General features: G+C 68.6%; 10 protein-coding genes. 2 read left to right on the forward strand and 8 right to left on the reverse strand.

Annotated features, from left to right (window positions below):
- Positions 1 to 4 precede the first annotated feature (4 nt).
- The 4 genes from ABIH81_RS29620 to ABIH81_RS29635 are packed head-to-tail and all read right to left on the reverse strand — an operon-like array spanning position 5 to position 4253.
- On the reverse strand, positions 5 to 1192 hold the full coding sequence (locus ABIH81_RS29620; protein ID WP_349878156.1) for a mandelate racemase/muconate lactonizing enzyme family protein: 1188 nt from the start codon (positions 1190 to 1192) through the stop codon (positions 5 to 7).
- 34 nt (positions 1193 to 1226) lie between these two features.
- Positions 1227 to 2054, reverse strand: a complete 828-nt coding sequence (locus tag ABIH81_RS29625; protein ID WP_349878157.1) for a carbohydrate ABC transporter permease — start codon at positions 2052 to 2054, stop codon at positions 1227 to 1229.
- Entirely contained in the window at positions 2054 to 3034 is a 981-nt protein-coding gene (locus ABIH81_RS29630; RefSeq protein ID WP_349878158.1) for a sugar ABC transporter permease, read from the reverse strand. The genes ABIH81_RS29625 and ABIH81_RS29630 overlap by 1 nt, the downstream gene beginning before the upstream one ends.
- A 4-nt stretch (positions 3035 to 3038) precedes the next feature.
- Positions 3039 to 4253 carry an extracellular solute-binding protein gene (locus ABIH81_RS29635; RefSeq protein WP_349878159.1) on the reverse strand — a complete coding sequence of 405 codons (1215 nt, stop codon included), beginning with the start codon at positions 4251 to 4253 and terminating at the stop codon, positions 3039 to 3041.
- Positions 4254 to 4446: 193 nt separating this feature from the next.
- Between ABIH81_RS29635 and ABIH81_RS29640 the strand changes: the two genes are divergently transcribed.
- The gene (locus ABIH81_RS29640) at positions 4447 to 5217 is read left to right on the forward strand and encodes a FadR/GntR family transcriptional regulator (RefSeq protein WP_349878160.1); all 771 of its coding nucleotides are present in this window, start codon (positions 4447 to 4449) and stop codon (positions 5215 to 5217) included.
- A 77-nt stretch (positions 5218 to 5294) separates the two neighbouring features.
- Here the strand turns inward: ABIH81_RS29640 and ABIH81_RS29645 are convergent, their stop codons facing one another.
- The 4 genes from ABIH81_RS29645 to ABIH81_RS29660 all read right to left on the reverse strand — a co-directional run bounded on the left by ABIH81_RS29645 (position 5295) and on the right by ABIH81_RS29660 (position 10705).
- Complete coding sequence (locus tag ABIH81_RS29645) at positions 5295 to 6683, reverse strand: RICIN domain-containing protein (protein ID WP_349878161.1); 1389 nt, start codon at positions 6681 to 6683, stop codon at positions 5295 to 5297.
- Between the two features lie 468 nt (positions 6684 to 7151).
- Positions 7152 to 8570: an arabinofuranosidase catalytic domain-containing protein gene (locus ABIH81_RS29650; protein WP_349878162.1), complete on the reverse strand. Its 1419-nt coding sequence runs from the start codon at positions 8568 to 8570 to the stop codon at positions 7152 to 7154.
- Between the two features lie 298 nt (positions 8571 to 8868).
- The gene (locus tag ABIH81_RS29655; RefSeq protein WP_349878163.1) at positions 8869 to 9309 is read right to left on the reverse strand and encodes an RICIN domain-containing protein; all 441 of its coding nucleotides are present in this window, start codon (positions 9307 to 9309) and stop codon (positions 8869 to 8871) included.
- On the reverse strand, positions 9218 to 10705 hold the full coding sequence (locus ABIH81_RS29660; RefSeq protein WP_349878164.1) for a beta-xylosidase: 1488 nt from the start codon (positions 10703 to 10705) through the stop codon (positions 9218 to 9220). The genes ABIH81_RS29655 and ABIH81_RS29660 overlap by 92 nt, the downstream gene beginning before the upstream one ends.
- A gap of 284 nt (positions 10706 to 10989) precedes the next feature.
- Here ABIH81_RS29660 and ABIH81_RS29665 point away from each other — a divergent pair, with 284 nt between their 5' ends.
- Positions 10990 to 12228, forward strand: coding sequence for an extracellular solute-binding protein (locus tag ABIH81_RS29665; protein WP_349878165.1), 1239 nt, complete (start codon positions 10990 to 10992; stop codon positions 12226 to 12228).

A 12228-nucleotide genomic window follows, 5' to 3' on the forward strand; every position in this document is an offset into this window, starting at 1 on the left:
CTCACTACCGGGCGGTGGGTGTCACCTCGTTGTGCGAGTTCAGTGACACCGCGGGCACCGGCCGGACGGCGGCGAGACCGTCCACACCGGCCAGCAACCGGCGGCCGGCCCGCTCCGGTCGCACGTTGGGACTGTCGGCCGTCGGCGCCTGCAGGCGGCGGTTGGCGGCCCGAATCAGCTCCTCGTCGACGCGCACACCCAGCCCGGGCGAATCGCCGAGGATGAAGGCGCCGTCCTCGACGTGCAGGTCGATGGAGACACCGACCGGTCGATGAAGGTCCTGCAACTCGCTGGTCAGGTGGTTCGGCACCGAGGTCGCGGCGTGCAGCAACCCGACCGGGCTGTTGCCGATCGGGCTGACCGGCAGGTCGTGGGCGTGAGCCAGGGCGGACACCCGCAGGAAGTGGGTGACCCCCCAGACGGCGGCCATCTGGACGATGTCGACAGCGCCGGCGGCGACCAGCGGGCGGTACTGTTCCAGCCCGGTGAGGTTCTCGCCGGTGGCTACCGACGCCGAGATACCCCGACTGACCGCGGCGTGGCCCTCGGCGTCCCAACGCCGCACGGGCTCCTCGATCCAGATGAGGTCCAGGGAGCGTTCGAGTTCACAGACGTGCCGCACGGCCTGCTTGCGGGTCCACACCTCGTTGACGTCGAGCATCAGACCCGGCCGCCGGCCGTGCCCGGCCTCGGTCAGGACGTCGCGGACCAGGCCGAGCCGATGCCGGTCCCGGTCGATGTCGAGGCCACCCTTGAGCTTGGCGGCCCGCAGCCCGTGGCTGGCGTAGACCTCGTACTCGGCGACGAGTTCGTCGTCGGTCAACCCGATGTCCAGACCGGAGGCGTAGGCGTTGACCCGCCGGTCCCGTCCGCCCAGCAGCCGCCACAGTGGCTGACCGGCGAGCTGCGCCTTGATGTCCCACAGTGCGGTGTCGAGCGCCCCGATGGTGCCGAACACCGGCCCCGCGTGACCGGCCTTGAAGGTGTGCCGCAGCATGCGGTCGTACAGGGTCGTCACCGCACGGGGGTCTTCGCCCTCGATGGCAGCGAAGATCCGCTCGATCTCGACGTGCGGCCCGAGGCCGATGCCTGTGATGCCCTCGTCGGTCTCGACGAGGACGATCGAGACCGGGACCACCCCGTCGGCGAACACGCCGTTGGCGTCGCCAACGGGGCGCCCCCACTCCTGCACCGTGCTGAGTGTCCGAAATCCCGTGATCCGCATGTCAACCCTTCGTGGAACCGGCGGCGACGCCGTCGGCAATTTGGCGCTGGAGGAACAGGTAGACCAACAGGACGGGTATCGCAGCGATCAGCACCCCGGAGGCGAAGGTCGGGATGTTGTCCGAGTACTGCCCTCGCAACGAGGTCACCCCGATCATGAGCGTCCGGTTCTCCGCCGAGGGCATCATCACCAGCGCCATGAGGACGTCGTTCCAGCAGAACAGGGCGTTGAGGATGCCTACCGACAGCAGCGCCGGGGTGCCCAGCGGCAACATGATCCGGCGATAGACGCCGTACACCGTGTTGCCGTCGATCCGGGCGGCATCGACGATCTCCGGAGGGATGCCTTTGTAGTAGCTCGTCATCAGGAAGACGGTGAAGGGCAGGAACTGGGCCACGTAGACGAGGACCAGACCGGGGTACGTGTCGATCAGCGCGGTGTCGGCCATGATCCGGGCGAGCGGCACCATGATCACCTGAAACGGGATGAAGAGTCCCGCGAGGCAGCCCAGGAACAGCGCCGACGAGCCACGGAACCGCAGCTGGCTCAGTGCGAAGCCGGCCATCGAGCCGAGCAGGAGCAGCAGCAGCACCGACGCCGTCACCACGACCAGCGAGTTGACGAAGTAGCGGCCCATGCCGACGCTGTTCCACGCCGTGCTGATGTTCTCCCACTGCAGGGTGCTGGTCAGGGAGAACCGGTCCAGGATGTAGTCGCGGCGGGTCTTCAACGCGACGTTCGCGGTGAAGAGCAGGGGGTAGATCGTCGCCAGCGCGAGCAGTGACATCGGGATGGCGATCATCCACCGTCCCAGACGGCCCCGGGACATCAGTCCACCTTTCCCGATCGTCCGAGCAGCTTGATCTGCGACATCCCCACCACGAGCATGATCGCGAAGAGGATCGTCGACGCGGCGGACGCGAGCGCGGGGCGGTTCATCTGGCCCTGCTGGATCCAGATGTAGTACTCCGGCAGGTACGTCGAGCCCTCCGGGCCACCGCTGGTCATGACGAACAGCAGCCCGAACATGGAGGTCAGCATCCCGATCATCGTGGTCACGAAGACGAACTGGATGGTCCGCGAGAGGCTCGGGATGATCACGTGCCAGACGACCTGGCGCAGTGACGCGCCATCCACCCGGGCGGCGTCCAGTAGCGCGGCGTCGAGCGTGGCGAAGCCGGCGAGGAACACCACCAGGGCCATTCCGAAGGTGGCCCAGATGTGGACGCCCACTACCACGAACATCGCGACGTCCGGATCGCCGAGCCAGTCCACCGGGCCGATCCCGGCCGAGCCGAGGACGACGTTGACGGGGCCGTCGAAGGCGAGCAGCAGGTTGAAGATCGCCCCGACGATGACCGGTGAGAGCACCGCGGGGAAGAAGTAGACGCTGCGGTAGAAGCGGTGGCCGGGCACCCGCAGGTAGATGAACGTGGCGAGGAGGCCGGGGATCGCCACCGCCACCGGGAGCAGCAACACCAGGAGGCCGACGTTGCCCAGCGCGGTGCGGAACAGCGGATCACCGAACAGCTCTTGGTAGTTGCCGAACCCGACCGCCTCTCCGTTCTGGTCACCGTCGCCGGTGAAGGAGAAGTTGACGCCGAGGATCAGCGGGTAGATCCGCAGCGCCACGATGATCAGGACGGCCGGCGCGACCAGGAGGTAGGGGGCGAAGCGCTCGGCCCCGAGGCCGCCACGGGTGCGGCGGGCACGGGTGCCACCCCGGTGGGTGGGGGAGGTGACCGCCGGGCCGCCGGGCCGCCCGGCCGGAGCCAGACGGACCGACGGTTGCGTGTTTCCGATCGGCACGAGGTCAGCCCGCCTGGTCGGAAGCGGCCAACTGCTTCACCACCTCGTCGACGGTGATCGAACCGCTGAGCAGCTGCTGGGAGAGCCGTCCCATCAGGTCGATCGTCTTCGAGGAGAGCGCGACGTGCAGAGCCGGCTTGCCGGTCTTCAGCTCGCTGACGATCGTGGAGGCGGCCGGTCCGGCCTGCGACACGTCGATCGTGGTGTCGGCGGCGATGGCGCCGGCATCGGCGTAGAACGCCTTCAGCGCCTCGGCCGAGGTCAGGGAGCGCACCAGATCGGCGGCCACCTTCGGGTCCTTGGTCCACTTGGCGATCGCATAGCCGATACCACCGTCGTACGGCAGGCTCGGGGTGGTGCCGGCGGTGACGACCGGCGCCTTCATGACGCCGAGCTTCTCCGGGGTGAGGAACTCGTTGAAGGCCTTCCAGTGCCCGACGTCGGACATGAGGCCCATGACGTGGGCGGCCTTGCCGGACTGGAAGGCCGCAAAGGAGTCGTTGAACATCGCGGTCGAGTTCGCCCCGTCGGTGTTCATCTTCTTGTCGCCGGTCTCCTTCCAGAGCTCGAAGACCCGCTTCACGTTCGGCGAGTTCCAGTCGCGCTTGCCGGTGATCCAGGCGTCGTACTCCGCCGCGGTGAGGGTCACCGAGCCCATGCTGGAGAGCCAGAACTGGATGCCGACGCCCTCCTTGTTACCCAGGGCGAAGCACTTGGAGCCGGCCTTGGCGACAGCGGCGCAGTCGGCGACGAACTCGTCCCAGGTGGTCGCCGGGCTGGCCGGGTCGAGCCCGGCCTTGCGGTAGATGTCCTTGTTGTAGTAGATCGGGTAACCCTGCAGCGTCACCGGGCTGCCGTAGACCTTGCCGTCCTTGGTGAACGCCTCCCACCCGGCGAGCCGCTGCCTGTCCTCGGCCACGTAGTCGGTGAGCGGCACCAACGCGTCCACCCGGTCGCGGATCTGGCCGCCGCCGTTGAACATCATGACGTCCGGGCCCTTACCGGACTGGATCGCCGCACCGAGCAACGTGTAGTACTGATCGAAGGGTTGGGCGACGAACTCGACCTCGACGTCCGCGTGCTTCTTCTTGAAGTCGGCCTTCGCCTTGTCCAGATACGACTTGGCGAATGTCTCGCCGGACTTCCAGTCCCAGACCACCAGCTTGCCGTCGGAGCTCTTGGCCGGGCCCGAGTCGCTAGCACTTCCACAGCCGGTCAAGGCCAATCCAACAACGAAGACGGCCGACCATAGCGCGCGCTGTCTCATAGGTTGTCACCTCTGAAAGTGGGGTGGCCGACGGCGCTACCGCCTGCCATCGTTGATCGCAAATTAACTCGTATGACGTGTGACGTCAATGCTCAGCCGTAGACTGACCGTGACGTCGTGCCATGGCGAGTCACTCGGAGGGGACATGACGCCAGCTCAGGAGACAGCCCTGAACGCTCCGGCAACACCGGCATGGGTACGTCGGCCGGCCAACCTTGCCCGGGCGGTCACCGCCGAACTCGTGCAGCGCATCGTCCGGGGTGTCCACCCGTCGGGGACGTCCCTGCCTCCCGAGCCGATCCTCTGCGAGACCTTCGCCGTGAGCCGGACCGTCGTCCGGGAAGCCGTCAAGATCCTTCAGGAGAAGGGGCTGGTGCAGGTCCGTCAGGGCGCCGGCACCATAGTCACCCCACCGTCACAGTGGGACATGCTCGACGAACTCGTCCTCGCGGCCACCATCGCCGAGGACGACAGCCTCGCCATCCTCGACGACCTGGTCGTCACCCGGCGGGTGCTGGAGTCCGACATGGCGAACGTCGCCGCCCGGCTCGCCGACGCGGAGACCATCGACCGCCTGCGCCAGCTGGTGGACGGGATGGACGACCTTGTCGACGACCACGTGACGTACCACGAGCATGACCGGGCCTTCCACGACACGATCATGCAGGCGTCCGGCAACCGGATCGCGCGTGGCGTCGTACGCGCGCTGGAGAGCCAGGTCATCAACACCGCCAGCTACATGGGCCGCACCGAGCGCTCCCTGTGCGTGGCGTCCAACCAGGGCCACCGGCGCATCTACGAGCGCATCGCCGCCCACGACTCCGAGGGCGCCGCCGAGGCGATGTTCACTCACATCACCGAGGCCTGGCTGGTGCGCCGCAGCGGTTCGGGCAAGCCGGATCGGCTGCAACGCTGAGCGGCAGCGCCACACTCCCGGGCACGGGAGTGCAGCGCTGCCGCCGACGTCAGCGCCGACCTCGCCGGCGACCGGGGTCAGGAGAACTGCGCGAAGAACCGCCAGATCTCACCCTTGGTCCAGGTGGTGATGCCACTCTCGGCGTAGGTGCCGTCCACCGGGCCGGGCATGTGGCCGTTGTCGTACGCGGCCCACTGCACCGGGTAACCGGACCGGCAGCCGGAGTAGGTGGTGGTGATGTGGGTGCGGCTACCCGCCGCCGGCTCGGGCGGGTTCTGGGCGGTGCACCCGTTGTTGCGCACGAACGTGTCACGCAGCCCCCGGCCCTGGGAGATGCTCAGCACGTTGTCCGAGATGCCGTGCAGCCCGAAGTACGCGATGGGCTGGGTGCCGCCGCTGCATCCGCTGATCTGCGCGCCGGAGATGACCGCGACGGCCCGGAAGACGGTGGACCGGGCACAGGCGATGGCGTAGCTCATCCCGCCACCCCAGCTGAAGCCGAGGGCGAACCGCTGCCGCGGGTTGACGCAGAGGCTGCTCTCGATCCGGCTGATCATGTCGTCCACGAAGGTGATGTCCTCGCCGCCGGAGTTGCCCCAACCGTTGCCGAGCCCTTGGGGTGCGACCAGGATCGCGCTGTTGTTCGACTGCTCCTGCTGCCCGTAGTACGACCACGGGGTGCCGCTGGTGCCGCCGGAGGAGATCTCCTGCATGGTGCCGCCGCGCCAGTGGAACGCGAAGATCAGGCGGTAGGGGTTGCTGTTGTTGTAGTTGGCCGGCACCCGAAGGATGAACGACCGACTCTTGCCGTTGCTCTGGATCGTGTGGGTGCCGCTGGCCAGCGTCGGCGCCTTGCCACACCCGCTGCCACCCGTCGGTGGCGGGGTGGTGCCGCCGTCGGTGCGGACGAGCTGCCACTGCTGGTTGGCGCCGTTCCAGTCGGCGTACTGCACGATGTTGCCGCCGTCGGCCGTGGACGCGCCCTGCACCTCCACCGCCTTGCCGCTGTGCCGGCTGATCAGTCGGACGTACCCGCCGTCGGAGTCGGCCAGCCGGAACTGCTGGTTCGTCCCGTTGAGGTCGGACCACTGCACGATCGCGCCGCCGTCGGCGGTGGAGAAGTTGCTGACGTCGAGGACCTTGCCGGAGTGCCGGGACTTCACCCGGTAGAAGCCGCTTCCCGAGTCCACGAACTGCCAATGCTGGTTGGCGCCGTTGTTGCGGGTCCACTGGCTGATCCGCGCGCCGTCGTTGGTGGCCGAAGCGTACAGGTCGAGCGCCTTGCCGCTGTTGCGGTTGACCAGGACGTACCAGGCGTTGGTGTCCACCGTCGCCGCCGCGGCGGGCATCGGGTCGACCGCGACGAGCGCGCCGCCCGCCATGACCGCGGCTGCCGCGGTGGCCAGCCCTGACCGCCAGCGATGTCTCGGTGGAGAGGCGGGACGAGCCTCACCGGTGACCTTCATGGTCCACTCCTTCGATCGGGGTCACCCACGAGCGGAACGCACGCGCGTGCCCTGGGGTGCGTGCCGGCGACTGGTGGTGGCGTCAGCACGGTCTGGGGGGATTGCGGACGAGACTCGGCCGCCGCCGAGCGGCCGTGGCCCGGGCCACGACTCCGAATACGGGCCGGGGCCGCGCCGGTCCGCGGCGCCCTGCCGGCTCCGGGCAGCCAACGGGTCCGCGCCTGAAAATTAGCGTTAACGACGTCATACGTCAAACGATTGGCGTCAATTTCTCGGAGTTCTTGTTATCGCTCACAGTCGATGGACGAGGGGGTGGCGCTGATCGAGCGAGCGACCCGTCACCCGCCCGGTCCGGCCGCGCCCGCGCTCGGCGAGGCTCGCCTGAACGCGTACGCCCGGCGTCGGCGACCGTGCGCCGGTCACCACCCGAGGGCGACCAGCGCACGGCTCGTTCCGGCGTCGCCCGGGTCAGCGGTAACCAGCGCCCACCACGTGGGCCTGCACCGCGTTCTCGGTCGCATCGGACGGGTAGCCGGCGACCATGGCGCCCTCGTAGAAGGTGCCGGCGCTCAGGTTCGCGCCACCGTCGGGCTTGCAGCAGTCACCGCCACTGCCCAGAATGATCGCGCCCTGCTTCTTCATCGGACTGTATCCCGGCGGGAGCGCGCCGTCGTACAGCGTGTAGAGGCTGCCGGACTGCGCGTCGCTGCCCTTGATGGCGAAGCGGGTCGTGCCGTTGTTCTTCAGCGTCGCGGTGACGAACTTGCTGGTGAACGCGCGCTGGTTCGGGTTCCAGGAGCTGCTGCCGCCCGGGAAGAGGCCCCACTCCAGGTCCGCCTGCACCCAGGGGCCGGTGCCCGAGCAGCCGCCGAACCAGCACTGCTTGCTGAAGTTGATGGCGTCCATCGCGCCGGCGGCGTCGGCCTTGCGCGTCGTCTCGCTGTTGCCGTAGTCGAAGCAGCAGCCACTGTTGACGTGGGTGCCGCTGGTGACCATGTACATGCCCTCCGGAGCCGCACCGGTCGGCACTCCGGTGAGGTGCCCGTCGCGCCAGTAGCTGTTACCCGGGTTGATGTAGAGCGAGTACGCCTTCGCGCCGCCCACGGTCAGCGACTCCGACGTGGCGATGGCCGGCCTGCTCTGCGGTGAGCCCGGAACCACGCTGGAGCCCTGGTACCAGAGGTCGTTCCCGCGCCCGGACTGGTCGAAGATCACCGTGATCACGCAGGTGGTGCCGGCGCAGAAGGAGTCCTGCGTGGCCGCGACGGCGGTGCCGCCCGCGCCGGACACCGCGATGTTGCGGGTGGTGTTGTCCGACGAGCGGCGCACCTGGTAGAGGTTGCCGGCGTACGCCGCGTAGAGGGCCCGCGTCGTGCTGTGCGCCGCGATGCACGGGGTGCCGCCGGAGGCGTAGATGTCGCACGGACGCACGCCGCCCGGCGGTGGGGTGGTCGGCGGCGGAGTCGTCGGTGGGGCGCTCGGCGAGGCCCACTGCTGGTTGGCGCCGCCGTTGCAGGCCCAAAGGATGATCTTGGTGCCGTTCGCGGTGGCGGCGGCGTTGGCGTCGAGGCAGAGACCGGACTGCACGCCGGTGATGGTGCCGTTGCTGTTGACGTTCCACTGCTGGTTGTTCTGGCCGTTGCAGTCCCAAATGATCACCTGCGTGCCGTTGGCGGTGCCCCGGCCGCTGGCGTCCAGGCACTTGTTGCCGTACACCGTGAGCTGTTTGCTCGACGTCCAGGTCCAGGTCTGCCCGGCGCTGCCGTTGCAGTCCCACAGTTGGGTCTGGGTGCCGTTTGTGGTGCTGGAGTTCGGCACCTCCAGGCAGCGACCGGACTGGGTGCCGACGATCGTGGTGCTCTGCCCCGGCTCGATCGCCGCGGCCACGGCCGCGGCGGCTTCGGCGGCGGAGGGTGCGGTGGCCGGTGTCGTGCCGTAGCCGACGAGGACGCCGACCAGGGCAGCGGCCAGAAAGGTCCGACGTCGGACACGGCGGCGTCTCGGGACGGGAGCGGGGGCCGTTGCCGGCCCACCGGGGGACGGGGTTCGCACGAAGGGCTCCTCGATGTCGTGGCGGCGGAGGCTGGTCGGCGCGCCGCGGGCGGCGATGGAGTCGGAGAATCGATTCGCAAGGAATGGTCGGATCTGTTTCATTTATGTCGGGGCATCACCTCCCCCGAGGCACCTACCGGCCCAGCAGCCGCCACGTCTGGTTCAACGGGCTGCCCTGACTGGCGGCGATGCAGGTCCACTGGTGAACGCGCGCGCCCGGCGCGGTGGAGACCGTGCTGACGTCGACGCACTTGCCGCTGTGCCGGGCGACGAGTTGGTAGTCGTGCGAGTCGTTACCCGAGTAGGTCACCTTGCGCAGCGTGAACTGCTGGTTGAGACCGGTCGAGCAGGTCCACTGGTGCACGGCCGCGCCGTCGGCGGTGGAGACGCCGCTGACGTCGAGGCACTTCCCGCTCTGCTGGTTGACCACCGTGTACGCGTTGGCCACTCCGGCCACCGGCCGGAAGTTCCAGAGCTGCTGGTCACCGCCGTCGCAGTGGTTCTGCTGCTGGACGTTGCCGTCGGTGGTGCTCAGACCGGGGTTGTTCAGACACTGCTGGGAGTGCTGGGCCACGGCGACCGACTGGAAGCCGCCCTCGGCGGGCGGCAGCAGGGTGATCGTGTAGGTGTCGGTCTGGTTGGTGTACGGCAGCGTCACCGTGGCGCTGTTGTTGGACACGTTCACCACGCTGTTCGAGACCGTGACCGGCCCCGCCACGGCACCGCCGTTGTTGTGCGGGATGCGCTGGATGCGGCACCCGCACCTGGTTGTTCTGCACGATGCCGCTGGTGGTGTCCAGGCGTTGCAGGTTGACTGTCAGGTTCCCGGTGGTACGACCGCCGCCGACCAGGACCTTCGCCGTGCCGGTCGCCTTGGTGGCGTACGCGTCGAACGACTGACTCGGGGTCACAGCGACGATCTGCCCGGTCTGGGAGGCGTAGAAGCGGTAGATCCACCACTCGCCCTTGGGCTGGTGCTGCCCGGCGGAGTTGCGGATCAGCAGGTTGCCGAGGTCGTTGTGCAGGCTGCCACCGCTGGCCCAGTTCGCCCGCAGCCCGTCGGCCCGGGCCCGCTCCAGACGCGCGATGTACCAGGCGCCGTCGGCCGGGTTCTGCTCGTCGGGGGCGCCGTACTCGTTGATCTGGTACGGACGCGGGTGGGCGATGCCGCGCGGGTCGAGGGTGGCGTTCGCGGCGGCGACGTTGGCGACCGGGTCACCCGGCAGCGAGTGCCAACTGACGATGTCCGGCACCGTGTTCGTCGAGCGGACGAAGTCCAGGTACTGGTTCCAGAAGGCGTGGTTGGCCGACGGTACGCAGGCACAGCTCGGCCCGACGATGAGCTGGCTGGGGAACTCCGCCCGGATGCGCTGGTAGGTCCGGCGCCACAGTTCGAGGTACTGCGAGATCGGACGGTTCCAGAAGATGGTGATGTTGGGCTCGTTCCAGATGTCCCACTGCACCGAGAGCCCGGCCGCCCGGACGTCGCCGATCAGGCGGGTCAGGAAGTTGTCGTAGTCGGTCCAGTTGCCGTTGTCACCGGGGAAGCGGGAGATCCCCGCGCCGTCGGCACCCCACAGGTCGTGCGGCAGGATGATGAACTGCCCGCCGAGGGCGTTGGTCCGACGCGCCTGGGCGACTGTGGAGTTCCAGCGGCGGTCGTAGGTTCCGCCGACCCAGCCGCTGCCCGGAAGCTGTGCGCCGCCGGCCCGCATGTACTGGAACTTGACGTCCCGGTAGAAGTGGTCAGCCGGGCCGCCGGCGTTCTCGGTCATGCCGTAGATCCAGCCGGAGGCGCGGTAGGTCGGCGCACCGCTGGCCGTGGAGAAGTTGACACTTATCGACTCGTCGGCGGCCTGGGCGGGGGACGGGGCGACGGCGACGGCGGTCGTGGCGGCGAGCAGGCCGACCACGAGTCGGGCGACGTTCGCACCGGCTCGTCCTGACCTGCCGCGGGACGGGGTTTTCACGGGCGGCTCCTTGGTGGGGCGCGGGGGACGCTCTCCGGAGACAGCACTTGCGAATCGATTCGCACGGATCGTAGGACCAGACACTGAAGCATGTCAATGAACTGACAGCCGGATGAAGACCGTGTTTCCTCACCCGGTCGCCGTTCTCTTGACCACCGGTTATCGACCGCCTTACCTTCGTACGAACCGATTCGTCGAATCGGTTCGCCTCATGGCCGGGCGCCGCCTGGCCCGCGACGGTCACACCACCCACCCCTGACGATCGACTTGAAGTGAGGCACCAGATGACCGGACTCAGTCGTCGGCGGCGCCTGGCCGCCGTCGCCGTGATAGCCCTCGCCGCAGCGACCGGCAGCGCCTGCTCGTCGTCCCCGGACCAGCCCGCCGACGGCGGGGCCTACCTCGTCTGGGACCCGTACCCCCAGTTCGCCGACGACTCCGAGTGGGTCGCGCTGCTCGAGAAGTGCGGCACCTCGGCGGGCGTGACGGTCGAACGGACCGGCTACGACACCACCGACCTCACCAACAAGGCGCTGCTCGCCGCCCAACAGGGAAACTCGCCGGACGTACTGATCGTCGACAACCCGGTCATCTCGACCCTGGCCGAGGCCGGCGCGCTCACCACCACCGACGACAACAAGCTCGACGTCTCGGCGATGGAGAAGAACCTGCTCGGCGCGGGCCAGCTCGAAGGCAAGGCGTACGGGGTGCCGATCGGCGCGAACACGCTCGCCCTCTACTACAACAAGGACGTGCTCACCGCCGCCGGTGTCGACCCCGCAGCCGTGACGGACTGGCCGTCGCTCAACGCGGCGTTGGACAAGGTCAAGGCCAAGGGGAAGAAGGGCATCACCTTCTCCGCCATCGGTACCGAGGAGGGCAGTTTCCAGTTCCTGCCCTGGTTCTGGGGCGCGGGTGCCCAACTGACCAGACTGGACTCGCCGCAGGCGGTGGCCGCGCTGACCCTCTGGACCGACTGGCTCAAGCGGGGCCACGCCCCGAACTCGGTCATCAACAACACCCAGACCACGAGTTGGCAGGAGTTCGCCACCGGTGACTACGCCTTCGCCGAGAACGGCACCTGGCAGCTGGCCAACGCGGAGAAGCTCGGCTTCGGGTACGGCACCATCACGATCCCGGCCAGTTCGGGCGGGCCGGCACCGGCGCCCACCGGCGGCGAGTTCGTCTCCATTCCGGTGCAGGAGAACACCGGGCGGTACGCCACGTCGCAGAAACTCGTCGCCTGCCTGACCAGTGCCGACAACCTCCTCACCACCGACACCACGCTCTCCTACGTGGCACCCGTCGCCGCCGTCCAGGAGCGGCAGGCGACCGCGGACCCCAAGCTCAAGGTCTGGGTCGAGGCGGTACGGGCAGCCAAGGGCCGCACCGGTGACAACCTCGGCACGAAGTACCCGAAGATCTCCGAATCGCTGTGGACCGCGGTGCAGGCGGCCCTCAGCGGCGGGAAGCCGCCGGCAGCGGCGCTGGCCGCCGCGCAGGCGGCGGCCACGACCAGCTGA

It is taken from the genome of Micromonospora sp. HUAS YX12 (genome assembly GCF_040215685.1).
GTDB lineage: Bacteria > Actinomycetota > Actinomycetes > Mycobacteriales > Micromonosporaceae > Micromonospora > Micromonospora tulbaghiae.

Excerpts from the sequence above, each read along its gene's own strand:
- ABIH81_RS29625 (WP_349878157.1), bottom strand. The coding sequence starts at position 2,054 with ATGTCCCGGGGCCGTCTGGGACGGTGGATGATCGCCATCCCGATGTCA.
- ABIH81_RS29645 (WP_349878161.1), bottom strand. The coding sequence starts at position 6,683 with ATGAAGGTCACCGGTGAGGCTCGTCCCGCCTCTCCACCGAGACATCGC.
- ABIH81_RS29665 (WP_349878165.1), top strand. The coding sequence starts at position 10,990 with ATGACCGGACTCAGTCGTCGGCGGCGCCTGGCCGCCGTCGCCGTGATA.
- ABIH81_RS29640 (WP_349878160.1), top strand. The coding sequence starts at position 4,447 with ATGACGCCAGCTCAGGAGACAGCCCTGAACGCTCCGGCAACACCGGCA.